General features: G+C 68.3%; 23 protein-coding genes. 9 read left to right on the top strand and 14 right to left on the bottom strand.

Features of this window, described 5'->3' with window-relative positions:
- Window positions 1–538, top strand: a 538-nt coding sequence (locus tag NBV68_RS05520) for an alpha-hydroxy-acid oxidizing protein (protein WP_296307875.1), incomplete at its 5' end; no start/stop codon positions are given.
- Between the two features lie 326 nt (window positions 539–864).
- Here NBV68_RS05520 and NBV68_RS05515 read toward each other — a convergent pair.
- The 8 genes from NBV68_RS05515 to tsaD form a co-directional block, all read right to left on the bottom strand.
- Window positions 865–2,316, bottom strand: coding sequence for an NAD-dependent succinate-semialdehyde dehydrogenase (locus NBV68_RS05515; protein ID WP_296307874.1), 1,452 nt, complete (start codon window positions 2,314–2,316; stop codon window positions 865–867).
- 85 nt (window positions 2,317–2,401) lie between these two features.
- Window positions 2,402–3,412, bottom strand: a complete 1,011-nt coding sequence (locus tag NBV68_RS05510; RefSeq protein WP_296307873.1) for a fumarylacetoacetate hydrolase family protein — start codon at window positions 3,410–3,412, stop codon at window positions 2,402–2,404.
- A 25-nt stretch (window positions 3,413–3,437) separates the two neighbouring features.
- The gene (maiA, locus tag NBV68_RS05505; RefSeq protein ID WP_296307877.1) at window positions 3,438–4,073 is read right to left on the bottom strand and encodes a maleylacetoacetate isomerase; all 636 of its coding nucleotides are present in this window, start codon (window positions 4,071–4,073) and stop codon (window positions 3,438–3,440) included.
- Between the two features lie 81 nt (window positions 4,074–4,154).
- Entirely contained in the window at window positions 4,155–4,511 is a 357-nt protein-coding gene (locus tag NBV68_RS05500; protein ID WP_296307872.1) for a response regulator, read from the bottom strand.
- Between the two features lie 73 nt (window positions 4,512–4,584).
- Complete coding sequence (locus NBV68_RS05495) at window positions 4,585–5,157, bottom strand: helix-hairpin-helix domain-containing protein (protein WP_296307871.1); 573 nt, start codon at window positions 5,155–5,157, stop codon at window positions 4,585–4,587.
- A 91-nt stretch (window positions 5,158–5,248) separates the two neighbouring features.
- A complete protein-coding gene (locus NBV68_RS05490; protein WP_296307870.1) occupies window positions 5,249–6,793 on the bottom strand; it encodes a lipopolysaccharide biosynthesis protein in 1,545 nt (514 codons plus the stop codon).
- Window positions 6,790–7,806 carry an NAD(P)H-dependent glycerol-3-phosphate dehydrogenase gene (locus tag NBV68_RS05485; RefSeq protein WP_296307869.1) on the bottom strand — a complete coding sequence of 339 codons (1,017 nt, stop codon included), beginning with the start codon at window positions 7,804–7,806 and terminating at the stop codon, window positions 6,790–6,792. The genes NBV68_RS05490 and NBV68_RS05485 overlap by 4 nt, the downstream gene beginning before the upstream one ends.
- A complete protein-coding gene (gene tsaD, locus NBV68_RS05480) occupies window positions 7,803–8,876 on the bottom strand; it encodes a tRNA (adenosine(37)-N6)-threonylcarbamoyltransferase complex transferase subunit TsaD (protein ID WP_296307868.1) in 1,074 nt (357 codons plus the stop codon). Before tsaD ends, NBV68_RS05485 begins: the two co-directional genes overlap by 4 nt.
- Window positions 8,877–8,920: 44 nt before the next feature.
- On the opposite strand from tsaD, the gene hemC reads away from it, so the two are divergent.
- The 3 genes from hemC to NBV68_RS05465 are packed head-to-tail and all read left to right on the top strand — an operon-like array spanning window position 8,921 to window position 11,558.
- A complete protein-coding gene (hemC, locus tag NBV68_RS05475; RefSeq protein WP_296307866.1) occupies window positions 8,921–9,874 on the top strand; it encodes a hydroxymethylbilane synthase in 954 nt (317 codons plus the stop codon).
- On the top strand, window positions 9,871–10,602 hold the full coding sequence (locus tag NBV68_RS05470; RefSeq protein ID WP_296307865.1) for a uroporphyrinogen-III synthase: 732 nt from the start codon (window positions 9,871–9,873) through the stop codon (window positions 10,600–10,602). The genes hemC and NBV68_RS05470 overlap by 4 nt, the downstream gene beginning before the upstream one ends.
- A 47-nt stretch (window positions 10,603–10,649) precedes the next feature.
- Complete coding sequence (locus tag NBV68_RS05465; protein ID WP_296307864.1) at window positions 10,650–11,558, top strand: hypothetical protein; 909 nt, start codon at window positions 10,650–10,652, stop codon at window positions 11,556–11,558.
- Window positions 11,559–11,710: 152 nt separating this feature from the next.
- Here the strand turns inward: NBV68_RS05465 and NBV68_RS05460 are convergent, their stop codons facing one another.
- Window positions 11,711–12,955, bottom strand: coding sequence for a UbiH/UbiF/VisC/COQ6 family ubiquinone biosynthesis hydroxylase (locus NBV68_RS05460; protein ID WP_296307863.1), 1,245 nt, complete (start codon window positions 12,953–12,955; stop codon window positions 11,711–11,713).
- A 50-nt stretch (window positions 12,956–13,005) separates the two neighbouring features.
- On the opposite strand from NBV68_RS05460, the gene NBV68_RS05455 reads away from it, so the two are divergent.
- Complete coding sequence (locus NBV68_RS05455; RefSeq protein WP_296307861.1) at window positions 13,006–15,078, top strand: thioredoxin family protein; 2,073 nt, start codon at window positions 13,006–13,008, stop codon at window positions 15,076–15,078.
- On the opposite strand, the gene NBV68_RS05450 is transcribed toward NBV68_RS05455, so the two are convergent.
- From NBV68_RS05450 to uvrB, 4 genes are all read right to left on the bottom strand, one after another.
- A complete protein-coding gene (locus NBV68_RS05450) occupies window positions 15,064–15,621 on the bottom strand; it encodes a hypothetical protein (RefSeq protein WP_296307859.1) in 558 nt (185 codons plus the stop codon). The genes NBV68_RS05455 and NBV68_RS05450 overlap by 15 nt on opposite strands.
- 29 nt (window positions 15,622–15,650) lie before the next feature.
- Window positions 15,651–17,168, bottom strand: coding sequence for a peptidase S10 (locus NBV68_RS05445; protein WP_296307857.1), 1,518 nt, complete (start codon window positions 17,166–17,168; stop codon window positions 15,651–15,653).
- Window positions 17,169–17,303: 135 nt separating this feature from the next.
- Window positions 17,304–18,749: a hypothetical protein gene (locus NBV68_RS05440; protein ID WP_296307854.1), complete on the bottom strand. Its 1,446-nt coding sequence runs from the start codon at window positions 18,747–18,749 to the stop codon at window positions 17,304–17,306.
- A gap of 83 nt (window positions 18,750–18,832) precedes the next feature.
- A complete protein-coding gene (gene uvrB, locus NBV68_RS05435) occupies window positions 18,833–21,028 on the bottom strand; it encodes an excinuclease ABC subunit UvrB (protein ID WP_296307852.1) in 2,196 nt (731 codons plus the stop codon).
- A 123-nt stretch (window positions 21,029–21,151) separates the two neighbouring features.
- Here uvrB and NBV68_RS05430 point away from each other — a divergent pair, with 123 nt between their 5' ends.
- Window positions 21,152–21,712 (top strand): DUF3617 domain-containing protein, encoded by a 561-nt coding sequence (locus tag NBV68_RS05430; RefSeq protein WP_296307850.1) that lies wholly within the window; start codon window positions 21,152–21,154, stop codon window positions 21,710–21,712.
- 70 nt (window positions 21,713–21,782) lie between these two features.
- Window positions 21,783–22,619: an alpha/beta fold hydrolase gene (locus NBV68_RS05425; RefSeq protein ID WP_296307848.1), complete on the top strand. Its 837-nt coding sequence runs from the start codon at window positions 21,783–21,785 to the stop codon at window positions 22,617–22,619.
- 40 nt (window positions 22,620–22,659) lie between these two features.
- Here the strand turns inward: NBV68_RS05425 and NBV68_RS05420 are convergent, their stop codons facing one another.
- A complete protein-coding gene (locus NBV68_RS05420; RefSeq protein WP_296307846.1) occupies window positions 22,660–23,130 on the bottom strand; it encodes a hypothetical protein in 471 nt (156 codons plus the stop codon).
- Between the two features lie 198 nt (window positions 23,131–23,328).
- Between NBV68_RS05420 and NBV68_RS05415 the strand changes: the two genes are divergently transcribed.
- Together NBV68_RS05415 and NBV68_RS05410 are read left to right on the top strand one after the other, a co-directional pair.
- A complete protein-coding gene (locus tag NBV68_RS05415; RefSeq protein WP_296307845.1) occupies window positions 23,329–24,759 on the top strand; it encodes a circularly permuted type 2 ATP-grasp protein in 1,431 nt (476 codons plus the stop codon).
- Window position 24,760: 1 nt separating this feature from the next.
- On the top strand, window positions 24,761–25,684 hold a 924-nt coding region (locus tag NBV68_RS05410; protein ID WP_296307843.1), incomplete at its 3' end, for an alpha-E domain-containing protein.

Below are 25,684 nucleotides of genomic sequence, written 5' to 3'. Positions count from 1 at the left end.
CGATCCCGTGTTCCGCTCGCTGCTCGCCAAGCCCCCCGAGGAAGACCCGGCAGCGGCGATCTTCACCTGGGCCGCGACCTTCGGGCAGGTGCTGACCTGGGACGACATGGCCTGGTTCAAGTCGGTGACGAAGCTCCCGATCGTGCTCAAGGGCATCTGCCATCCTGACGACGCGGCCCGAGCGGTCGATACCGGGGCCGACGCGATCTACTGCTCGAACCACGGCGGGCGACAGGCCAATGGCGGGATCGCGACCATCGACCTCCTCGCCGATGTCGTGGCGGCGGCGGGCGACACCCCGGTGCTGTTCGACAGCGGCGTGCGATCGGGCACCGACGCGGTGAAGGCGCTGGCGATGGGCGCGCGCGCAGTCGGCGTCGGGCGGCCATATACCTATGGCCTTGCGCTCGGTGGGGCCGAGGGCGCTGCATGGGTGCTGCGCTCGATCCTCGCCGAGGCGGACCTGCTGATGGCGGTCAACGGCTACCCCACGCTCGCTGACGTCCGCGCCGCCGGTGTGCAGCGCACAATAGGCTGACCGCTCGCCCGGTTAGCGGGATTCACGCAACACCGGGAACCAAATCGTTTGCACCGGGCTTATCCCTATTGACCTCCGCGTAACCAATTTTGCGCAGAAGGGCATTAGGACTCGTTTTATCCACAGGTTTGGTGTTAGCTGGCGCAATATAAAAACGCGATTCGGGGACGCGACACATGGAAAAACCGACTTTCTGGTCAAGCCGGCCAGATCCGATGCGACGCACGGTCTGCGTCTCGGACGAGTACTCGCGCCGTGCGCGCTACGGGCGAATTCAGCCGATGGAGCAGCCCAGGTCGCTGCTCTCGCGCTTTCTCGGGTAAGACTCACCCGCCCGATTTGGCGAGCATCACCAGCTTGGTGTCGGTGAAGGCAAGGTAGCCTTCCTCCCCGCCCTCCGATCCGAACCCGCTGTCGCCGACCCCGCCGAACGGGGTTTCGGGCGAGGACACGATCAGCTGGTTGATCCCCACCATGCCTGCGCGCAGGGCCCGGCCAAGGTAATGCGCCTCGTCGAGATTGCCGGAGAAGGCATAGGCGGCAAGCCCGTAGCGCAGCGAGTTGGCGGTCCCGACCGCGTCCTCGATAGCATCGAAGGGCACGATCCCCGCCACCGGTCCGAAGGGCTCCTCGGTCATGAAGCGGCTGTCGGGCGCGGGGTTGGCGATGACGGTGGGCTGGAAGAAGAACCCGCTGCCCGGGATCGCTGCGCCGCCGGTCACCACCTCGCCGCGATTGCCACCCGTATCGGCGACCACCTGCTCCATCGCGGAAATCCGCCGGGCATGGGCGAGCGGGCCCATATCGACGCTCTCGTCCGCGCCCGGATCGCCGACCTTGATCTTGCCCGCGATCGACGCGAATTCGGCCACGAAAGTATCGTAGATTTCGCGCGCCACCAGAAACCGCGTCGGCGAGACGCAGACCTGGCCGGCGTTGCGGAACTTGGTCGTGGCGCACATCGTCGCCGCACGGAGGACGTCGGCGTGCTTGCTGACAATCACCGGCGCATGGCCGCCCAGCTCTGGCGCAAAGCGCTTCATGTGGGTCGCGGCGAGCGCGCCGAGCTGCTTGCCTACCGCAGTCGAGCCGGTGAAGCTCACCTTGCGGGTCACGCTTGAGGCGACGAGGTGCTCGGCAATCGGGCCGGGATCGCCGTGGACGAGGTTCAGCACGCCCGCCGGCACGCCGGCATCGACGAAGCACTCGACGAGCAGCTGCGCCGAGCCGGGGGTGTTCTCGGCGGGCTTGAGGATCGCGGTGCACCCGGCCGCGAGCGCGCCCGCGATCTTCTTGGCGGGGAGGTTGACCGGGAAATTCCACGGGGTCAGCAGCACCGCCGGGCCGATCGGTTCATGCGTCACCATCTGCGCGATCAGCTGGCTGCCCCGGGTCGGGATCAGCCTGCCCCCGCGGCGCTTGGCTTCCTCGCCAAGGAAGTGGATCACGTCGACCGAGCCGGTGATCTCGCCCAGCGCCTGGGCGCCCGGCTTGCCCATCTCGGCGGTGACGACCTTGGCGATTGCGGGCGCGCGCTCGCGCAGCAGATCGGCGGCGCGGCGCAGGATCGCATGGCGTTCCGCCCCCGAGGTCGCGCTCCACGCCGGGAAGGCATCGCCTGCCGCCTTGAGCGCGGCGTCGAGCTGGGCGGGGCCCGCCTTCGGGCACTGCGCGATCACACCGCCGGTCGCGGGGTTCACTACCTCCATCGTCCCGGCATCGCCCGTCTCGATCCACTGGCCGTCGATCAGGAACTTGAGGGTCGGGTAGGCGGTCATCGGCGATTCCTTGGGTTGGCGGCGCGGGAGCGCGCGGCCCTTTGGCGCAGGCCTAGGTGGGGTCTGACGGGATCAGGACAACCCCTTAGATCGCCACGACGTGCTGTTCGATCGCCCCAAAGATCGAGTGGTTGTGGTCATCGCGCATTTCGATGCGAACGGTGTCGCCTGCTTGCATGAAGGGGGTCTTGGGCGCGCCGCCCGTGATCGTCTCGATCATGCGGATCTCGGCGATGCAGGAATAGCCCGCGCCGCCCTCTGCCACCGGCGTGCCCGGGCCGCCGTCGGCGCCCTTGTTCGAGACCGTGCCGGTGCCGATGATCGTGCCCGCCGACAGGTCGCGGGTCTTGGCTGCGTGGGCCACCAGCTGCGCGAGGTTGAAGGTCGCATCCTTGCCCGCGTTCGCGCGTCCGAAAGGCGTTCCGTTCAGGTCGACCATCAGCGGCAGGTGGATGAGCGCATCGGCCCAGGCCGCGCCCAATTCGTCCGGCGTCACCGCGACCGGCGAGAAGGCGCTGGCGGGCTTGGACTGGAAGAAGCCGAAGCCCTTCTCCAGCTCGGCCGGGATCAGCCCGCGAAGGCTCACGTCGTTGACCAGCATCAGCAGCCTGATGTGACTGGCGGCGTCCTCGACCGAGACCCCCATCGGCACGTCGCCGGTGATGCAGGCGATCTCGCCCTCCATGTCGCAGCCCCATGCGGGGTCACCCAGCGGAATGTCCTGACGCGGGCGCAGGAAAGAGTCCGAGCCGCCCTGATACATCAGCGGATCGTGATAGAAGCTTTCCGGCACCTTAGCCCCCCGCGCCTGCCGCACCAGCTCGACATGGTTGATATAGGCGCTGCCATCGGCCCACTGATAGGCGCGCGGCAGGGGGGAGTGGGCCTGCCGCTCGTGGAAGCGCTCGCAGGGCACGGTCTCGTGTTCGACATCGCGGGCGAGCACTTCCAATTCGGGCGCGACCCGCTCCCAATTGTCGAGCGCGGCCTGCATCGTCGGCGCGATATAGCCCGCCGCCGAGCAGCGGGTGAGATCCTTGCTGACCACCACCAGCATGCCGTCGCGCGTGCCGTTGTCGAGGGTTGCGAGTTTCATTGATCTGTCCTCCCGAGACGTTTTTCTATGCGGCGTCGATCTGCCTGTCGGGGTGCGCCGCGGCGAAGGCGGGGAGCGCGAGGCAGGCAGCCTCGATGCGGGTGAGGTGGGGGCTGGCGCCGAGATCGTAATTGAAGCGCCGCGCATTCGCGAGCTGCGGCACAGCCACGATCTCGAACAGCCCGGGCGCATCGTCGTGGAGGAAATCGCCCGTCCCCAGCTGCGCCAGCCGCGCCTCGACCGGATCGAGCGTCCGCTTCAGCCAGGTGCGATACCAGATATCGATCTCGTCCTGCGTGTGGCCGAGCGGGTCCTTCAGATATTTGAGCACCGGCAGGTTGTTCACGGCATGGATCTCGGTCGCGATGGCATAGGCCAGCTCGCGCACCGTGTAGCGTGCCTCGATGTCGGCGGGCAGGAAGCGAGGGGTCGGGTAAGCCTCGTCGAGCCATTCGAGCAGCGCCATCGACTGCGCGCGGTCGCGCCCGTCGGCTTCGAGCATGGGGAGCGAGCCGAAGGGGTTGCGCTGCGTGAAGGCGGCGTCCTTGTTCGCCCCCGCGCGCAGGTCGACCGGGATGTTCTCGAAGGCGAGGCCCTTCAGATTGAGGGCGATGCGCAGGCGGTAGGAGGTCGACGAGCGGAAGTAGCCGTAGAGTTTCATCGTGCTCATGGCGCTTGCATCGCAGGGTTCAGGCGGGCGGGCAAGGGCAGGTGTTCCGGCGCGCGGCGCGATCCACGTCTCTCACGCCGGCGTCAGCATCCGGCTCACCGTGTCGAGCAGCTTGGCGGGCGGGCAGGGCTTTGCCAGCGTCGTCGCCTTGGGAAAGCGCATCGCAAGGGCGCGGGTGTCTTCGGGGTCGGAGTGGAGGATTACCGGCACGTTCTCGTCCAGCAGCTTCTGCGCCAGTTCTAGGCTCAGCCCGTCAGCCAGCTCGATATCGAGCAGCGCCACATCGGGCTTTTCCTTCTGGCATGCGAGCATCGCCGAGGAAATCCCGGCATGCGGCCCTTCGACCTCGTAGCCCGCCTCTTCGAAAGTATCGCACAGATCGAAGGCGGTGATGTACTCGTCTTCGGCCACCAAGATTCGCAAAGCCATCAATCCTCTCCCGCATTAACGAATCCCATTGACAGGACTGTATCACGGATTGGACGTCAAACTTCCGGGAATATCATCCGTTATTGCCGAATCTTGCGGTGAAGCCCGACTCGTCGCCCGCGGCGAGCAGCTTGGCCTGCTCCACCCACTGGTCGCGGATGATTCGGCCCGAGAAACGCCCGAGCTTGGCGTCGATGCGCTCGATTTCCTCGGGCGTCCAGGCGGCGATCTGGGCGAAGGTGGTGATGCCGAATTCGCCGAGCAACGCGGCAAGCTTGGGGCCGAGGCCCTTGATGCGGGTGAGATCGTCGGCGGGGCCTGAGGCGGCGGGCGCAGGCGCTGGCTCCGGGGCGGGGCCGGCCTCCTCGTCGGTGCCGAGCGGTGCGGCGGCGGTACCTTGCGCATTGGCCACGGCCGAAAGCTCGCCCTGGATCGCCTCGATCCCGCGCGGCGCGTCGATCAGCGCCTGGTTGCGTGCAGCGGGCGCGGCGCCTTCCTCGAGCACGTCGCGGAAGATCCCGGGCGCGCCATCCTCGTCGGTCACCCGCGCGCGGCGATTGGTGCGGCTGATGATCCACACCAGCACCACAAGGGCGACCAGCGCGATGACGATCAGCGGGAGGTAGGCGGTCAGATCGGCGGACATGGGGGCAGGGTTCTCCGGCAAGAATCGTTATCAGCGCGGGCCTTTAGCAGCCCGTGGGCGCTTCGCCCATGCACCAGGTTGGCCGCTGATGTCAGGGCAGGTCAGTCGCCGGATCCGGGACAACCTGCTTGCGGAACAAGACCTTGTCCTCCTCGCCGAAGCCGCGCCGCCACACGACCAGCGCATAGACGCCGAGGATCGCAGGCACACCGAAGACCAGTTCGGTCCATTCGGGGAGCCACGTGAAGCCGTAGCCCACCACCACTGCGGGCGCGGCGGCGTGGACCAGCGCCCAGCGCCAGTTCGACACCCTTTCCCCCAACAGGCGCTTGAGCAACAGCGCCTTGGCGAGGCTCGAGACCGCGAGCGCCACCATCAGCGCGCCCGCCGCGCCGGCCGCCTCATAGCCCTTGCCGAGGCCGAAGCGGTCCGCCGCCTCGATCAGCGCGATCGTCAGCCCGGCCTGCAACGCAATGATGCCGACCGAGATTGCCAGATTGCGCTTCCTCGCGATGTAAACGAGCACGCTCTCCGAGACGACCGCCATCGAGGCGACCACCTCGGCCGCCAGCAGGAAGGCGAGCGCGGCGGTGCCAGCGACGTAATCCGGCCCCCACAGGCCCATCACAGCCTCGCCCGGCACGCCAAGCATCAGCGCGATGCCAAGCTGGACCGCGATGATCCAGAACCCCACCTGGCGCACTTGCGCCGCGATCGCCTCCATGTTGCCGATGCGCAGGTTCCTGGTGATGACCGGCGAAAGGATCGGCTCGAAGCTGGTCTTCAGCTTCTGCGGCAGCGAGGCGATCTGCTGCGCGGCGTAGTAGATCCCCACCGCCTGCGGGGGCGCGAACAGGCCGAGGATGAAGATGTCGAGCAGCCGCGTGCCGCGCTCGATCGCGTCCGCGCCGACCAGCGGAAAGGCGCGCGCCGCCATTGCGGCCAAGGCCCGCGGGCGCGGCTGCCAGCCGCGGGGCAGGCCGTAGCTCTTGAGGAACGGCCACAAGGCCATCAGCAGCCCGGCATAAATCGAGGCGATGAAGGCGAGCGCAAGTCCCCCGTCGCGCGTGGCGGGGATGAGGAAGAACACGCCTGCGCCGATCGAGATCGTCCACGGCTCCACCACCGCCCGCGCGCGCACCGTGGTTGCGATGTCGAAGCGGTAGGCCTGAGCTGCCAGCAGGATCTCGGTGACGGCAAAGGCGGGAATGGTCGCGACCAGCCAGATGTCCCACCGCGAGTTCACCCCGTTGGGGAACATCGGCTCGGGGAACACCAGCAGCACGCCCGCCGCCACAGCCGAATAGGCGAGCGCAAGCAGGATGCCGTCATAGACAAGGTTGGTCTCCGCTGCCCGATCCTCGCCCGCGCCCTCGGACAGGCGCTGGGCGAGCCCGCGCTTCTCGCCCAGCGAGCACACCAGAGCGATGATCTCGATCAGCACCAGCGCCGAGGCGAAGCGCCCTAGCGCCTCGGCCCCGTAGAGGCGGGTGGCGATGACGAGAAAGGGGATGCGCGCGATCAGCCGGATCAGGAAGCCCAGCGTGTTGGTCCGCCCGCCCTTGGCGAGCCGGGCGAGGTCGTCGGTGTCGTGCGCGCTGTGATCGGGCGCGGTCGTGTCGGAGGGAGAGGTCAAGCGCGCAGATCCCGTTCGGCCTTGAGCGGGCGGGCGAGCAGACCCGCGACCACGGCCCGCGCGTCCTCGCCCTTGAGGATCGCATCGACCGCAGCGACGATCGGCATCGGGATGCCGCGTGCAGCGGCGAGTTCGGCGAGCACGGGCGCGGTGAAGGCGCCCTCGGCGACGGTGCGGCGGTCGGCCATCAGATCGGCGGCTTTCGCGCCTTCGCCGAGCGCCTTGCCCAGGGAGAAGTTGCGGCTGGAGGTCGAGGAGCAGGTCAGCACAAGATCACCGAGGCCGCACAGGCCGGCGAGCGTCTCGGCCCGCCCACCCAGTGCCTCGCCGAAGCGCAGCATCTCGCTAAAGCCCCGCGCAATCAGCGCTGCGCGCGCGTTCTGGCCGAGGCCGAGGCCATCGACCACCCCGCAGGCGATGGCGAGGACGTTCTTGACCGCGCCGCCGATCTCCGCGCCGGTGACGTCGTCGGAGTAATAGGGCCGGAAGGTGGGCCGTGCGAGCGCCGGGGCGAGGCGCTCCCATTGCCCCCGCCCGCCCCCGCAGGCGAGGGTGACTGCGGTCGGCAGGCCCGCGGCGACCTCGTGCGCAAAGGTCGGACCGCTTAGCACCGCGATGGCGCTCCCCGGCGAAGCGTCGCGGACGACATCATTCATCAGCCGCCCGGTGCCCGCCTCGATCCCCTTGGAGCACAGCACGAGATCGCGGGGGGCTGAGGGCAGGCCGGAGAGCACGCGCCCAAGCACCTGCGCGGGCGTGACCACCAGCACGGTGTCGATCGCGGCAAGGTCGGCAAGGTCGCCGGTTGCGCGGATGGTCGCGGCGAGGGTGGCCGATGGCAGGTAGAGCGGGTTGCGATGCTCGGCATTGATCGCGGCGACCACCTCGGGCTCGTAGGCCCACAGGATCACCTCGCGCCCGTCGCCGCTGAGCATCTGCGCGAGCGCGGTGCCCCATGCGCCTGCGCCGATGACGCCGACGGGCTGCTTGTCGCTGATGCCCCCCTGAGTCATGCCTTGTACCCCGCGCCGCGCACGGCCTCGGCCGCCGGGTCGAGCGGCCAGCGCGGGCGGGCGACGAAATCGAGCGGGTCGCCGGTGAAGCCTTCGCCCTCGAGCACAAGCCGTTCGAGCCCTGCCCAGGCGATCATCGCGGCGTTATCGGTGCACAGGGCGAGCGGCGGCGCGGTGAAACGCATGCCATGCTTGGCGGCAAGGGTTTCGAGCGCGCCGCGCACGGTCCGGTTGGCCGCAACCCCGCCCGCCACCACCAGCGCGGGAAACGGGCCGGCGGTCGCCAGCGCCAGTTCGAGCCGGTCGATCAGGCATTCGACGGCCGCCTGCTGGAAGCTCGCAGCGATATCGGCGGGCGTGTGGGCGCCGCTCTCGACCGCGCGCAGCACCGCGCTCTTGAGGCCCGCGAAGGAGAAGTGCGGCTCGCTCGAACCCTTCAATGGGCGGGGTAGGGGGACGGCCTTGGGATCGCCCTCCAGTGCCAGTCGCTCGACCGCAGGCCCGCCGGGATAGCCGAGCCGGAGGATCTTGGCGGTCTTGTCGAAGGCCTCGCCCAGCGCGTCGTCTATCGTCGTGGCAAGGCGGCGGTATTGGCCGACGCCCTCGACGGCGAGAATCTGGCAATGCCCGCCCGAGACCAGGAGCAGCAGGTAAGGGAAGGCGAGCCCCGCATCGGCGAGGCGCGGCGAGAGGGCGTGGCCCTCCAGATGGTTCACCGCCAGCAGCGGCTTGCCTGCCGCCATCGCTAGCGCCTTGGCGCTGACGAGGCCGACCATCACCCCACCGATCAGCCCAGGCCCGGCGGTGGCGGCAATCGCGTCGAGGTCGTCGAGACTGGTGCCCGCATCGCCCATCACCTTCGCGATCATCGGTGCGAGGCGTTCGGCATGGGCGCGCGCGGCGATCTCGGGGACGACGCCGCCATAGGGGGCATGTTCAGCCTCCTGGCTGGCGATCACCTGCGCGATGATCGTCCCGTCGCCGCGCACCAAGGCGACCGCGGTCTCGTCGCAGCTCGATTCGATGCCCAGAACCAGTCGTCTGTCAGAGGTGTGTGCTGCTGAACCCATCCGGCTTCCATCTAGTCCTTGTGCGGGCTAGAGCAAGCGCGGCCATGACTGAACCTGAACGAACCGCCCCCCATTCCGGGCCGCGCCTGCGCCTCGGCACCCGCAATTCCCCCCTCGCGATGGCGCAGGCCTACGAGACGCGCGCGCGCCTGTGCGCTGCGCACGGCTGGGCCGAGGAGGAGGTCGAACTCGTCCCCGTGCTGGCGAGCGGCGACAAGGTGCTCGACCGCCCGCTGTCCGAGATCGGCGGCAAGGCGCTGTGGACCAAGGAACTCGACCAGTGGCTGGGCGAGGGGCGGATCGACCTTTCGGTCCACTCGGCCAAGGATGTCGAGACGATCCGGCCCGACATCTTCCACTTCCCCGCCTTCCTGCCGCGCGCCGACCGGCGGGATTCGCTGGTGGGTGCGGCCAGCATCGCCGCGATCCCGCACGGCGCGGTCGTCGGCACCAGCGCCCCGCGCCGGGCGGCGCAGCTCCTCAACCTCAGGCCCGACTGCAAGGTCGTGACCTTCCGCGGCAATGTCGCCACGCGCCTCAGGAAGCTCGCCGAGGGCGAGGCGGATGTGACCTTCCTCGCCGCCGCCGGGCTCGAGCGGCTCGACCAGTCCGAGGTGGGCACGCCGCTGGCTTCCGACGAGTGGATCCCGGCGGCCGCGCAAGGCGTGATCGCGATCGAATGCCGCGCCGATGACGCCGCAACCACTGCGCTACTGGCCGCCATCGACCATGGGGCGACCCGCGCCGAACTGGAGGCCGAGCGCGCGCTGCTCGCCGCGCTGGGGGGCACCTGCCATTCGCCGGTCGCGGTGCTGTGCGAACTGGCGGGCGAGACCCTCCAGATGCGCGCCGCGCTGTTCTCCCCCGACGGGGCCGATCGGATCGAGGGCAGCGCGCACCTTGCTCCCGGCGACCAGGCGCCGGTGGCAGCGCTCGCCGCTGACCTCCTCGCCCGCGCGCCGGAGACCATCGCGGCGCACTTCCGGGCGGCGGTTTGAGCTTCCACCTCCTCGCCCTGCGGCCCGAACCCGGCCTCGCCGCGACGCTGGACAAGGCCCGCGCCATGGGCCTTGCGATCACCGGCCACCCGCTTTCCGCGATCCGCCCGCTGGCGTGGCACTGCCCAGACCCGGCGAGCATCGACGGCCTGCTGATCGGCAGCGCCAACGCCATCCTCCATGGCGGCCCGGACCTCGCGCGCCTCGCCGCCAAGCCGGTCTTCGCAGTGGGCGAGGCGACCGCCGCCGCCGCGCGCGCCGCCGGGTTCACGGTCGCCATGACGGGGAGCGGGGGGCTGCAAGGCGTGCTCGATGCCATTGCCGCCCCGTGCCACCTGCTGCGCATTGCGGGCGAGGAGCATGTGCCGCTCACGCCGCCCGCCGGCGTCACCTTTGCCGAAGTGATCGCCTATTGCAGCCAGGCCCTGCCGCTCGACGGGGCCGCTCCGCTGCTGGCCTCGGGAACAGCGCTGGTGCTGCTCCACTCCGCGGCCACCGCCGCGCACTTCGCGGCCGAGGTGGGCCGCCTCGGCCTGCCGCGCGCGCGCATCACCCTCGCCGCACTCGGCCCGCGCATTGCGGCGGCGGCAGAGGGCCCAAAAGAGCAAGGACACTGGGCCGCGATCCACACCTCGGCCACCCCCGACGAGCGCAACTTCCTGCAATTGGCATTTGACTTGTGCCAAGAGGCGCGCTCCATTCCCTCCATCCCGCCCCGGCAGCCGTAGCAGCGTGCGCCGGAGCCATTAGAGCAGGGTCGCAAGAACGGATCGCCATGGCATCGCAGCCAGAACCATTGCTGCACGACACGCCGCCCGCATCAGGATCGATGCGGGCTTCGCTGTTCGTCGCCTTTCTCGCCTTTGCGCTCGGCGCGGGGCTGGCGGGCTGGGTGGTGTGGTACAACCTCGCCGGCACCGGCGCGCAGCGCACCGCCGCCACCGCCGCGCCTTCGCCGAACGCCGCCGCGCCCACCCCCGGGCTCACCGCCGGCCCGACCCCGCTCGCCGCCGCGCAGAAGGCCGAGCAGGCGGTGGAACGGGTCGAGGAACAGCAGGGCGGCATCGACCAGCGCCTCGCCGCCGCCGAGCAGCGCCTCACTCGCCTCGATCTGCAGGCCCAGGCCGCCGCGGGCAATGCCGCACGCGCCGAGAGCCTGCTGATTGCCTTCGCCACCCGCCGCGCGATCGAGCGCGGCGCGGAGCTCGGCTACCTCTCCGACCAGCTGCGCATCCGCTTCGGCGACCAGTGGCCCAACGCGGTCAGCACCATCATCGACTTCTCGCGCACCCCCGTCCGGCTCGACAGCCTCGTCGCCCGGCTCGAGGGCCTCGGCCCGCAGCTTCAGGAGACGGGCGAGGGCCCCTCGTGGGGCGCCTTCAAGCGCGAGCTCCGGCAGCTGTTCATCTTCCGCCGCGAAACCACCCCCTCGCCCCAGCCCCAGAAACGGCTCGAACGTGCGCGCTGGGCCCTGGAGCAGGGCCGCTACCAGGCGGCGATCGACGAGGTGCGCGGCATGCCGGGCGCGGCCAAGGGGGCGGCGTGGATCGCGGACACGGAACGCTACAAGAAGGCGATGGATGCATTGGAAGTGATCGAGACCGCCGCGGTGCTCGACCAGCGCGGCGTGCGTGACGGCGCGGGCAACCCGGTGCGCGCGCTGAGCCCATTTGTGATGCCTTAGGCCTCGCGAAGGCCCACCCCGCTGCGACTGGGCTCACCTTCGGTTCGCCAGGTGTCCTTTGGACAGCTTCGCTTCCTCGCTCCCCTCCCGCTTGCGGGAGGGGCTGGGGGCGGGAATGGCGCGCAAGTTGCGATGACGCGCCATTGCGATCCCTACCCCCGCAAGATCTCCGGCAGATCGCCCGAAACCCCGCGCGCCTCGTCCATGAAGAACTGCTTGAGCACCGGCGTGCGCTGCACCGCCGCCATGCCGAGCCGCCGCACCGCGCTTGCCGCCGCGCCGGGGACGCCGAACAGGCGGGTCAGGCCATCGGTCGCCAGCGCCACCATGAAGCTGTCGAGCCCGCGCCAGGTCTCGTAGCGCTTGAGGAGCTCCGGATCGCCCGGATCAAGCCCCAGCCGCGCGCCTTCCGCCAGCACTTCGACCAGCGCGCCGACATCGCGCAGGCCGAGGTTCAGCCCCTGCCCGGCGATGGGGTGGATGCCGTGCGCGGAATCGCCGATCAGCGCGAGGCGCTCGGCGGTGATCTTGGCGGTGTGGTGGAAGCCGAGCGGGTAGGACGAACGCTGGCCGACGCTCAGCACCTTGCCCAGCACCCCGCCCATGCGCTTCTCGACCTCGGCGAGGAAAGCACGGTCACCCAGCTTGGTGACGCCCGCCGCATCGGCCTCCGAGACGGTCCACACCAGCGAGGAGCGGTGCGTGCCGTCGGCATCGTCGTTCAAGGGCAACAGCGCGAAAGGCCCGGCGGGGTAGAAGATTTCCCACGCGACATTGCCGTGCGGCTTTTCATGCGTCAGCCCGGCGATGATCGCGCGGTGCTTGTAGTCCCACTTGGCAATGCTGATCCCCGCCGCATCGCGGGTCGGCGACTGGCGGCCTTCGGCAGCGACCATCAACCGGCCCTTGAACTTGCGGCCATCGGCGAGCACCGCAGCGACGCCATATTCGGAGCGTTGGCGCTCCACCACCGTGGCGAGCGGGGTCCATTCGATCAGCGGCTCCTTCGCTGCCGCCTCGAACAGCGCGAGGCGCAGACGGCGGTTGGGGAACATCCGGCCCAAGGTGCCGCCGCCCTCGCCGGGGACGAAATCGAGCCGTCCGGGCTTCTGCTGGTCGGTCACGGCGATGCTGGCAATGTCGCAGGCGAATTGCTCGAGCCCCTCGGCGATTCCGATATTCTCGAACAGGTGCCAGCTCGCGGTCGAGATTGCCGTGGCGCGGTCATCAAAGCCTTCCGCGGTGAGCTCAGCCGGATCGGCGCGGTCGATCACGTGGCTCGACAGGCCCTTCTTCGCCGCCGCCAGCGCCAGCGTCATGCCCACAAGGCCGCCGCCGAGAATGACGAGGTCGCGGGGCCCCCCACTTGCTTCAAGATTGTCTGAAGTTGCTGTCACCTTGGCGGCTCCGATTGCGAATAGGGCCTGTCATGCCTAGAGGGTAGCCCGTGCCGCACGCAAGAATCTTCACAAGCGCGATCCGTCAATTCGCTGCATGGCTGCTTGCGCTTGCCGCAAGCGTGATGCTCGCTGCGCCGGCGATGGCGCAGGCGGCCCAGCCCGGCGATCCGCTGATCGGGTCGGACAACATCGCGGTGACGCTTCACGCGGAAGGCACGCCTGCCGAGGGAAAGGAATGGCTGCTCGCGCTGCATTTCGTGCCCAAGGGGCCGGAGTGGCACGGCTACTGGTCGAACCCGGGCGATGCCGGGGCGGGGATGGTGCTCAACCTCAACCTGCCGCCCGATTGGGAGGTGGGTGAACCGCGCTATCCGGTGCCCAAGCGGCTGGTGGTCGCCGGGCTGATGAACCATGTCTATGAAGGGCCCTACACCGTGCTGGTGCCGGTCACCCCGGGCCCCAGCGTCAAGAGCTTTGCCGGGCCAGTGGGGGGCACGGTCGATTACCTCGCCTGCACCGACCAGATCTGCGTGCCGCAATTCGCGCGGCTTTCCGCAAGCGCGGGCGGCGATTTTGCGCGCTGGCGGGCCGGGGCCGCGCCGCTGCTCGATGCGCGCGCGGCCTTCGCGATCTCGGGCAAGACGCTGCGGCTGGCGATTCCCTTGCCCGAGGGCATGGGGCTGAGCGATCCGCATGTGTTCGTCGCCAACAAGCAGCTGATCTCCTACAGCGCCGCGCAGACCTTCCGCCGCAAGGGCGACCTGCTGGTGGCCGAGATCCCGCTCGACGAGTTCGGGACGGGCAAGGCGGAGAGCCTATCGGGCATCCTCGCTTTCGGGGAGGGGAGCGGAGTGCGTTTTGCCGCCGATCTCGGCACGGTGCCGACCGGGGGCGAGCAGGTGGCGGGGCCGAAGAACACCGCCGCGCCGCCGCTTTGGACGCTGGTGCTGGGCGCGTTGCTCGGCGGGCTGCTCCTCAACATCATGCCCTGCGTCTTCCCGATCCTGAGCCTGAAGGCGATCGCGCTCGCCCGCGCCGGTGAGAGCGAGGCGACGGCGCGGGCCGAGGGGCTGGCCTATACCGCAGGCGTGGTGATTGCCTGTATCGGCCTCGGTGCATTGTTGCTCGCCTTGCGCGCGGCGGGCGAGCAGGTCGGCTGGGCGTTCCAGTTGCAGCAGCCGGGCGTGGTCGTCGGATTGCTGGTGCTGGCCGCCGCGATCACCGCGAATTTTGCAGGCCTGTTCGAGCTGCCCGCGATCTCGGTCAGCATGGGGGCTGAGAAGACCGGGGCTTTCGCGACCGGTCTGCTCGCGGCCTTCGTGGCGACTCCTTGCACCGGCCCGTTCATGGCCGCAGCCCTGGGCGCGGCGCTGTTGCTGCCGGTGGGTCAAGCGCTGCTGCTCTTCGCATTGCTTGGCCTCGGGCTGGCGCTGCCTTTCCTGCTCCTTGGCTTCGTGCCGCCCTTGCGGCGGATGCTCCCCAAGCCGGGCGCGTGGATGGAGCGCTTCCGGCGGATCATGGCGATCCCGATGGGCCTCACCGCTCTCGCGCTGGTGTGGCTGACGGTGCAGCTCGGCGGGCGCGGCTTCGGCGTGGTCGCGCTGGTGCTGGTGGCAGGCGTGCTGCTGGGGCTGTTCGTGGTCGGCAAGCTCCAGCGCTCCGGCAAGATGGCGTGGCCCGCCTTCGGCTTGCTGGCCGCGCCGTTCCTCGCCTTTGCCCTGATCGCGCTCCCCAATGTCTACGAGGCAAAGGCGGGCGCGGTGCGCGCGAGCATCCTCGCCAGCCAGCCCTTCAGCGCCGATGCGCTCGCCAAGGCACGGGCCGAGGGCAAGCCGGTGTTCCTCTATTTCACCGCCGACTGGTGCGTGACGTGCAAGGTCAACGAGGCCTCCTCGATCGAGCGCGAGAGCACCCGCGCTGCCTTCGAGAAGGCCGGCGTGGTGACGATCGTCGGCGACTGGACGCGGCGCGACGCGGCAATCACGCAATTCCTGACCGAGCAGGGCGCGGCGGGCGTGCCGCTCTACCTGTGGTATGCGCCGGGAGCGCAGCGCCCCGAGCAATTACCGCAGGTGCTCACCCCCGATCTGCTCGAGGATCTGGCCTCAGGGGATCGGTGACATCACGATAGGCGCGGTTTCCACCTGCGGCACCGGCACCGGCACCGGTGGCTCGCCCCGGCACGCTTCGACCAGCGCCATCGGCAGCGGACTCGGGTTGAGCCGCACCAGCCCCGCGCCCGGCACCGTCACCGTCGCCTCGCGCTCGGGCTTCAATGCGTCCCATTCAGGCGTGAGTGCGGGCACCTCGCCCTCCCACACGCGCTGGCCCTTCAGGCTCGCCGCCTCTACGGGCAGGCGGCCGATATAGCCATTGCCGATCAGCGCCAGGATCGCACTGGCGCCGGGATCGGCTGGGGCGTGGCGGGTGATCTTCAGGCGCGCTTCGGGAGTGGCGGGGTCAAGGCATTCGAGCGCGAGCAGCACCGGCTCGCCCGGCACGCCATAGACCAGCCGCAGCGCGCTGCCCGTGCTCGCCCAAATGGCGCGGGTGGTGTCGGGCGAGGGGAGGGGGGCAGACGGGCCCTCCGCCGGCGCGATCAGCGAGACCCGCGCCGCGGCGTTGTCGGTCGGCGGCGGCTTGCACCCGGCAAGGCTAACCACAACGAGAACCCCCGCGAGAGATGCCCGCCTCATCGCGCGCGGATGAATGCGCGGATGTCGGCCGAGAGCTTTGCCCGGTCCTCGTCGCGGACATACATCATGTGTCCGGCGTCGTAATATTTCCACGTGATCCGATCCTGCGGGATGCCGGGGCGCTTCAGGGAGTATTCCGCGCCGAAGAAGGGCGTGGCGAAATCGTAGTAGCCTTGTGCGTTGAACAGCCTGAGGCCACTGTTCTGGCGCATCGCCTGGCCGATCATCGGGGCGATGTTGAGATAGGCCTGCCGCCCCCAGCCGGTGCCGAGCGACCAGTCCCACTGCCCGCCGACATTGCCGATCGCCTGATAGTGGCGGTCGGTCCGGTAGCCGAGCGTCTCGCGCGACCAGATGTTGATTGCGGCGGTGTAGCCTGCGTCGATGCCATAGAAGCTCGGGTCGTCGTCGGGCATCTCGCCGGCATTATCGTAGTCCTTGCCGGTGTAGCGCGCGTCCAAGCGCCCGATGGTCAGGCCCCGGTCGCGCAGCAGCTCCTTGTAGAAGCGCTGGTCGGTGACGCGCAGGTTGGCCTGGTCGAGATAGGTTTCGGAAAGGCCGGTGAGCCGCGCGAGCTCCTTCCTGACCGCGGCGCGCTCCTCGGCGGGCAGCTCCTCGCCCTTCAGGAGCGCGGTGGCGAAAGGCCCGATCGCGAAGGCCCGCGCCTCGGCGACGATCGCCTCCACCGACGGGGCCTCGACCTTGCCGTGGTAATGGGCGGCCGCCGCCATGTTGGGCAGGTTAACGATATAGGCGAGTTCGTTGCCCGGCGTCGGCTCACGGCCCGCAAAGTCGAGGATGGTCGAGATCAGGATCAGCCCGTTCAGCCCGACGTCGTTGTAGGTCGAGCCCTCCAGCTCATCGACCACCATCGCGGTGCGGCTGGTGCCATAGCTCTCGCCGCCGAGATATTTGGGCGAGGACCAGCGGCCATTGTCAGCCAGCCAGCGGCGGATCACCTGCGCCACCGCGCGCGCGTCCTGCCTCAACCCGTAATACTTCTTCGGATCGGTGCCGTCGGTCAGATAGCTGAACCCCGTCCCCGGCGGGTCGATGAACACGAGGTCGGCGACATCGAGCAAGCTGTCCGGATTGTCGAGCAGCGGATAGGGCGGGGCGCCGTCGTCCTTGGCGTCGCTCGGGATTGCGACGCGCTTGGGGCCGAATGCGCCCATCTGCAGCCATACCGAGCCCGAGCCCGGCCCGCCGTTGTAGAGGAAGAACACCGGGCGGCTGGGGTCTGCCGGGGTCTTCACATAGGAGGTTGTGACGATCACCGCCTCGGGTTTGCCTGCCTCGTCGGTCAGGATCGTATCGGCGATGGTGGCCTTGTAGGCGATCCGCTGGCCGCCGAAGGTGCCGGTGAGATCGCGGGCGCGTACCTGCGGCTCAGGCGAGGCGGCAGGCTTGGCGGCGGCCTCCATCCTGGGCGCGTCTTGCGCGAGGGCGAGGGTGGGGGAGGTGAGGACGAGTGTGCCGGCGGCGGCCAGCAGGCCAAGGAATCGGGCGTTCATGGGAGCAGGGGAGTGACAGGCTTGTGACGCGCGTTCAAGCCCTGCGCCGGTCGGGCGGCGCGGACATCCCCGGCCTCGCGGCGGGCACCTGCGAGCGGGCAGCGGGCGCGGCCGTTCCGCCGCGCCCGCCTCGCCTCAGGCGGAGATCCGCGCGATGAACACTTCGCCGTCGGAATCGAGCATGTAGATCTGGTTGCCGAAGGACGCCGAGTTGCTGGTCATCGCCACGATCGAATTGATCGTTCCGGTATTGGGGGTGAAATCGACATTGCGCCGCTCGAAGCGCGGCGAGACGCCGAGCACGAAGGAATAGGTGAAGATGTTGCCCTGATCGTCTGAGAACAGGGTCACTTCCTCCCAGCCGAAGGGTTGCAATCCGGCCAGCGCGTCGATCCAGCGGCCCACGCCGTTGGCACCGATCTCGGCGACGAATTCGGGGCCGACGCGAGTGCCGGTGACGGTCCCGGTGAAGCCCACAGCCGTCCGTCCGTCGCGTATCGGCCATTCGAAATTGTTGTTGCCGATGGCAAGGAAGAACGGCTCGAGATTGAACTCGTTGAAAGTCGGTCCGCGGTCGATCGATTGCAGGCGGTTGTTCGCGTCGACCAGGACCGGCGAGCGGAAGCCCCAGGACCTGACGCGCGGCGTCAGCTGCAAGGGCTGCCCGGCCGCGCCGACGAAGAAGCGCATCTCGGTAACGTTGCCCAGCAGGTTGGCCGGGTCCTGCGCCGCATCGGGGATCCCGCCGTCGCCGAGCGCCAGGAAGGGCTCGCCGCCGCCGACCCACAGCGCGGCGGTGATCGGCTGGGTCGCGCCGGTGAAGGTGATGCCGGGCAACTCGGCGATGACCGTGCCGAGATTGTCGCGCCGGACGGTGCGCATGCTGATCGTGTTGCCATTACGCAAGGCAAGCGAATAGCCGCTGCCCGCAATCTCGGTCGGAACGGCATCGAGCACCTCGGTGCCGGCGGGCAGGCTGGGGATGCGTCCGCGCGCGGTCACTGCACCGGTCGAGAGATTGATGTCGAAGACGTCACCCTGCCGCGAGATCGCCGCGAGTTGGGTGGAGAACTGGTCGAACACCAGCACGGCATTGCCCGGCAGGCCCGTGGCAAGGCGCTGGACGCTCAGTCCCTCGGTCGAGTTGGTCAGCGTGACCAGAAAGGTGCGGGTGGTGCTGGCGGTGCCGTCGCTGGCGACGACATCGACTTCATAGACGTTGTCGCGGTTGGCGTCTTCGGGCGTCTCGAAGCTCGGCGGCCGGACGAAGGCAAGCGCGCCGTTGACACCGTCGCGGAAGTTGAAGAGCGCCCCGTCCTTGCCGGATGCGATAGAGAAGGTGACGGGATTGCCGTCGGGATCGCTGGCGGCCAGCTGGGCAATGACGCTGGGTTGGGTCCCCTGAAGCGCGGAGACCCGCTGTTCGGTGGAGGTGAGATTGGCGCCGGTGGTGAAGGCCGGCGGCCGGTTGCCCGAGCTTCCACCGCCACCGCCACCGCCGCCGCCGGAGCTTCCACCGCCCCCGCATCCGGTCAGGATCGCGAGTGCAGAAACTGCAATAACGTATTTGAAACGCAACATGAATCGACCCCCTGGCTGGGGATCAAAAATCATTTTGCTAACGGCAAAGCAAGCAAAATTTCCCATCGCCGCGCGCTGCCGGCCTACGGCTTCCCGCCCATCTTCTTGTAGCGCGTTTTGCCATACCGCGTCTTGCGCGTCCCCGGTTTGCCCTCGTTCGAGCGGCCCACGATAGGCGCGCGTTTCTCGCCATCCGGAATGCCAAGCTCGTCCGCTTCCAGCCGCCGGATTTCGTCGCGCAGGCGTCCGGCTTCCTCGAACTCCAGATTCGCCGCAGCATCGCGCATGCGCTTTTCGAGGTCTTCGATGTAGCTGCGCAGGTTGTGGCCGACGAGGTTGTTGCGCTCGTCGTCGCCGGTGTCCACCAGCACAGAATCCTGCGCCGCGGTATGCGCGACGATATCGTGGATATTGCGCTTGATGGTCTGCGGCGTGATGCCGTGCTCCTCGTTATAGGCCTGCTGCTTGGCACGCCTGCGGTCGGTTTCCGCAAGCGCGCGCTCCATGCTGCCGGTGATGCGATCCGCGTAGAGGATCACCCGGCCATCAACATTGCGCGCGGCGCGGCCGATGGTCTGGATGAGGCTCGTCTCGGAGCGCAGGAAGCCCTCCTTGTCGGCATCGAGGATCGTCACCAGCCCGCATTCGGGGATGTCGAGGCCTTCGCGCAGCAGGTTGATGCCGACCAGCACGTCATAGACGCCCAGACGCAGGTCGCGGATCAGCTCGATGCGCTCCAGCGTCTCGACGTCCGAGTGCATGTAGCGCACGCGCACGCCCGCCTCGTGCATGAATTCGGTGAGGTCCTCGGCCATGCGCTTCGTGAGCGTCGTCACGAGGGTGCGATAGCCCTTGGCGGCGGTCGCCTTGCACTCGGTGATGCAGTCCTGCACCTGATCCTCGACCGGGCGGATTTCGACCGGGGGGTCGATGAGGCCGGTGGGGCGGATCACCTGTTCGGCAAAGACGCCGCCGGTCTGGTCCATTTCCCAGTGGCCCGGCGTGGCCGAGACCGCGAAGGTCTGCGGGCGCATCGCGTCCCATTCGTTGAACCTGAGCGGGCGGTTGTCGATGCAGCTCGGCAGGCGGAAGCCGTATTCGGCGAGGGTCAGCTTGCGGCGGTGGTCCCCCTTCGCCATCGCGCCGATCTGCGGCACGGTCTGGTGGCTCTCGTCGACGAACAGCAGCGCGTTTTCGGGGAGGTATTCGAACAAGGTCGGCGGGGGCTCGCCGGGGAGGCGGCCGGTAAGGAAGCGCGAGTAGTTCTCGATCCCTGCGCAAGAGCCTGTGGCCGCGATCATCTCGAGGTCGAAATGGGTGCGCTGTTCCAGCCGCTGGCGCTCCAACAACTTGCCCTCGGCCTCCAGCTCCTTGAGGCGTTCCTCCAGCTCGAACTTGATGGCGGCGGCCGCCTGCTTCATCGTCGGCCCCGGGGTCACATAGTGCGAGTTGGCATAGACCCGCACCTTCTCCAACGCCGCGCCCTTGGTGCCGGTAAGCGGATCGAATTCGGCGATCCCCTCGATCTCGTCCCCGAAGAAGCTGACCCGCCAGGCCATGTCCTCGTAGTGCGAGGGGAAGATTTCGAGGCTGTCCCCGCGCACCCGGAAACAGCCACGGGTGAAGGCGGCGTCGTTGCGCTTGTATTGCAGCGCGACGAGCTTGCGGATCAATTCGCGCTGGTCGACCACCTCGCCTTGCCTGATGTCGAAGATCATCGCCGAATAGGTCTCGACCGAGCCGATCCCGTAGAGGCACGAGACCGAGGCGACAATGATCACGTCGTCACGTTCGAGCAGCGCGCGGGTGGCCGAGTGGCGCATCCGGTCAATCGCCTCGTTCACGCTCGACTCCTTCTCGATATAGGTATCGGAGCGCGGGACGTAGGCTTCGGGCTGGTAGTAGTCGTAATAGCTGACGAAATACTCGACCGCGTTTTCGGGGAAGAAGCTTTTGAACTCGCCGTAAAGCTGCGCGGCGAGAATCTTGTTCGGCGCGAGGATCAGGGCCGGGCGCTGCAAGGTCTCGATCACCTTGGCCATGGTGAAGGTCTTGCCCGAGCCGGTGACGCCGAGCAGCACCTGCGTCTTCTCGCCCCCGAGCGCGCTTTCGCACAATTCGGCGATCGCGGTCGGCTGGTCGCCGGCGGGCTCGTATTCCGAGACGAGCTTGAACGGGATGCCGCCCATCGACTTGTCGGGGCGGGCGGGGCGGTGCGGGACGAAATCGGCGCCCGTTTCGGGCTCGTCCAGTCCGCGGCGGATCACGAGTTGGGACATGGCTCCTGTATGGGGAACAAAGCGGGGACGCGCAAGGTTGGGCAGGGGTGTCGGCACGCTTTTCGGGGCACGGTTTGGCGCGCGGGCCGTTGTGGCTTGCAAAGACCCACAGGAGATGCCCCGATGACACCCCGCACCCTCATCACCCTTGCCGCCGCCCTGCTCGCCGCAGGCTGCTCGGGCGAGAAGGAGAGCGCCTCGGGCGAGGGCGCGCCCGCCAGCGTCGCCGAGGCCGCCAAGCAGGCCGCAGCCGCCGGGCTGAAGCCGCAGCCGGGGCTCTACAAGACTACCATCACCATGACCGGGATCGACATTCCCGGCATGCCCCCCGAGATGGAGGGCCACGGCGCCGGCCTCGCGCGCACGCTGGAGAGCTGTCTGACGCAGGCCGAGGTCGATAGCGGTTTTGCGGCCCTGCTCAAGCGCGGGCAGGACGGCGCGTGCCGGTTCGAGAATTTCGCGCTCAAGGACGGCGCTTTCGAGGGGCTGCTGGTCTGCGATGCGGCCGGCACCACCACGCGCATTGCAATGGAAGGCACCGCCAAAGCGACCGGCGCCGATTTCACCGCGACCACCGCGATGCAATTTCCGGGCGGGGTCGAGGGCACGATGAACTACGCCGCAAGCCACGAACGGGTCGGCGATTGTCCGGCGAGCCAAGCACCGGAAAAACCGGCAAAATAAAATGTGTCGGAATTGTTACGCATGTTACAATTAATTGAACATTCAGGCCGAATCTGTTTGGGTCGCGCACATGGCCCAGCAGCGTTTCCTTCCCGAACTACCCCGTCTCCCCGCGCCCCTGATGGCGGCGGCGAGCGCTGCGGGCACGCAGGCGCAGCAGGCCTATAACGCCAGCCTCTTCGCCCGCCGCGTCGCTCTGGCGCGCGAGGCCTGCCCCGAGGAGCACGAGCTCGGCAAGCCGCGCCTCATGCGCCTGCTGGGCGAGGCCGAGGTGCTGGCCGAGCCTCTGCGCCGCCCGCGCCGCAAGCTTGAAATCGCGCCCACCGCCAACCCGCAGGTGGCGATGATCCTTCCCGGTTTCGCCACCCACCCGATGCGGATGCGATACCTCGCGCAGGCGCTCGAGAGCGCCGGGCACATCACCAAGCGCTGGGGGCTGGGCCGCAACTGGGGCCCCGATCCCGAACGCTTCGACGCCATTGAAGAGCGCCTGCTCGAGCTGCACGCGCGCCACGGGCGCAAGGTGGTGCTGATCGGCTGGAGCCTCGGCGGCCTTTATGCGCGCGAGATCGCCAAGCGCCAGCCGGGGAGCGTCGCCAAGGTGATCTCGATGGGCTCGCCCTTCTCGGGGAGCCCACGCGCCAACAATGTGTGGCGGGCCTACCAGTTCATCACCGGGCATTCCGTGGACGCCCCCCCGATCGCCGCGGAATTGCATGTCAAGCCCCCGGTCGAGACGGTCGCGCTGTGGAGCGCCAATGACGGCGTCATCGGCCCCCGCTGCGCTGCCGGCCGCCCCGGCGAACGCGACCGCGCGGTGGCGGTGCGCTGCACGCATATGGGCTTCACCTATGACCCGCAGGTGATCACCACGCTGCTGGCGGAGCTGGAGAGCGTGCGGGGGTGAAGGTGGTGTTCGCGCCGCTTCAGGGCAGTCAATCACCTGATCATTGATGAAGTGTGGGTGCCTGACTGCGCGACAAGCATTTTGCTTCGGATAGTGAGAAAACGACACCACCGGCGAGGCCACCGATCAGATAAATTGCTGTCGGGAGCGGGTCGAACCTCACTCCATTAAGACCGATTCCGAAGCCACGCGACCAGTATTCGGGAAGCAGCGCCACAACCAGCGCGATACTGACCACACCGATCAGAGCATTGACCGGCAGCCTACGTCCCGCGCCGCCCACGCGCGCCGACATCACGAGGGCACCAAAGAGGGCCGCGTAGGTCAGTTTCGCTGCGGGCGAAACCTCGTCCGCAACCTGGAAGGTATCCAGTAACAGGTTTCCGCCCGATGCGAGCGGTGAGAGCGACAAAAGCGCAATCACAAGGCTCGGCAGATAGACCGCTGTCGCCCAGCCCAACATCCAGGCGATAAAGAGGCATTTGGGTGACGTCGGTCGCGCTGATGGCATGGCGCTGTTCTACCAGCCCTTTCCGATAAGTCGAGCATCCCGGCCGGGCGGAGAGGTGTCGGCACCCGAACAGCAGTCTTTTCCTCGCAGTTCGGAATTCTCCCTGCTCCCCCTCCCATCTACGTCAAATGCCCCACCCGCTTTCCTTTTGCGAAACGCGGGTTAGAGTGACGCGAGTAGGTCATTTTGCGGGGGTCAATGCAGGCGCGGGGCGGGAATTTCGACGAGATGTTCGATCGGGAGGGCAACACCCGCCCGGCCTATGCCGAATATTGCCGCTGGTACCACGAACAGCCGCCCGAATTCCTGCGTCGCAAGAACCGCGAGGCGGATGACACCTTCCGCCGCACCGGCATCACCTTCAACGTCTATGGCGAGAACGAGGCGGAGGAACGCCTCATCCCCTTCGACATGGTGCCGCGCATCATCACCGCCGCCGAATGGCGCAAGCTGTCGAAGGGGATCGAGCAGCGGGTGCGGGCGCTCAATTCCTTCCTCTACGATCTCTACCACCGACAGGAAATCGTGCGCGCCGGGCGCCTGCCCGAGCGGCTGCTGCGCGGGAACGACGCGTGGCTGGCAAACATGGTCGGCTTCACCCCGCCGGGCGGGATCTACACCCATATCGTCGGCATCGACCTCGTGCGCACCGGGCCGGACGAGTTCTTCGTGCTGGAAGACAACGCGCGCACCCCCTCGGGCGTCTCCTACATGCTCGAGAACCGCGAGACGATGATGGGGATGTTCCCCGATCTGTTCAGCCGGATCGGGGTGGAGTCTGTCTCCAACTACCCGCGCCGCCTCGCGCGCAGCTTGGCGGCCTGCGTCCCGCCCGCCTTCACCGGCGGCAAGCCGACCGTCGCGGTGCTGACGCCAGGGATCTTCAACTCGGCCTATTTCGAGCACGCCTTCCTTGCCGACCAGATGGGCGCCGAGTTGGTCGAGGGCAGCGACCTGCGCGTTACCGGCGGGCGGGTGCAGATGCGCACCACCAGCGGCTACAAGCCGATCGACGTGCTCTATCGCCGGGTCGACGACGAATTCCTCGATCCGCTCACCTTCAATCCCGATAGCGTGCTGGGCGTGCCGGGGATCATGGACGTCTACCGCTCGGGCGGGATCACCATCGCCAATGCGCCGGGCACCGGGGTGGCGGACGACAAGGCGATCTATTCCTTCATGCCCGAGATCGTCGAATTCTACACCGGCGAGCGGCCCTTGCTGCCCAACGTCCAGACCTGGCGGTGTGCGGACAAGGACAGCCTTGCCTATGTGCTCGACAACCTCGCCGAGCTGGTGGTCAAGGAAGTCCACGGCTCGGGCGGCTACGGGATGCTGATCGGGCCGACGTCGTCGAGGCGCGAGATCGCCGCCTTTCGCGAGAAGCTGGTCGCCAAGCCTGACAATTACATCGCCCAGCCCACGCTCGCGCTGTCGACCTGCCCGATCTACACCGCCAAGGGCCTCGCGCCCCGGCACCTCGACTTGAGGCCCTTCGTGCTGGTCAGTCCCGAGGGGATCGACATCACCCCGGGCGGGCTCACGCGGGTGGCGCTCAAGAAGGGGTCGCTGGTGGTCAACTCCTCGCAAGGGGGCGGCACCAAGGACACCTGGGTGCTGAAGGACTGACATGCTCGGAAGAACCGCCAACGGCCTGTTCTGGATGTTCCGCTATCTCGAGCGGGCCGAGAACACTGCGCGCCTGCTCGAAGCCGCGCTGCGCATGGCGCTGACCCGCGACGTGGTGACCGCCGAGGCTGAATGGCGCTCGGTGATCGCGACGCTAGGGCTACAGAAGATCTACGAGACCGCGCATGACAGCTATGACGGCACCGCCGTCTGGAACTTCGTGCTGCGCGGGGCCTCCAATCCCGGCAATGTCCGCGCGATGTTCGGTACGGTGCGGTCGAACGCGCGGGAATCGCGGATCAACATTTCCTCGGACCTGTGGGAAGCGGTCAACGAGAACTGGATGCGCCTCGACCGCCTGCTTGCGCGGCCCGTGGGGCAAAGCGCGGTCGGCGAGGTGCTGGCCACGATCCGTCGCGCCGGCACGCAGGTCCACGGCGCCTTCGACGGATCGATCCTGCGCGACGAGGGCTACCACTTCGCCCGCGCAGGCACCTTCATCGAGCGCGCCGACAGCACGGCGCGCATTCTCGACATGAAGTATTTCCTGCTGCTGCCCTCGCTCTCCTATGTCGGATCGAGCCTCGATACCGGCCAGTGGGAGCAGGTGCTGCGCTCGGTCGCCGGGGCGCGGGTGTACTCGTGGCTCAACGCCGGGCAGATCGAGGCGCGGGGGATCGTCGAGTTCGTGGTGCTCGACGACCGTTTCCCGCGCAGCCTCGCCTTCTGCCGCAATGCGCTGCGCGATTGCCTCGGCGCGCTCGCCCGTACGCACGGGGTGGAAGGCAGCGCGGTGGCGCTGATGCGCGAGGCCGACACCCGGATCAGCCACCTCACCGTCGACCAGATCTTCGAGCAGGGGCTGCACGAATTCCTCGTCGATTTCCTCGCCCGCAACAACGCCATCGCCCGCGCGATCGCGGGG

Source organism: Erythrobacter sp., assembly GCF_023653175.1.
GTDB lineage: Bacteria > Pseudomonadota > Alphaproteobacteria > Sphingomonadales > Sphingomonadaceae > Erythrobacter.
This window is presented reverse-complemented; position numbering and strand designations above follow the sequence as displayed.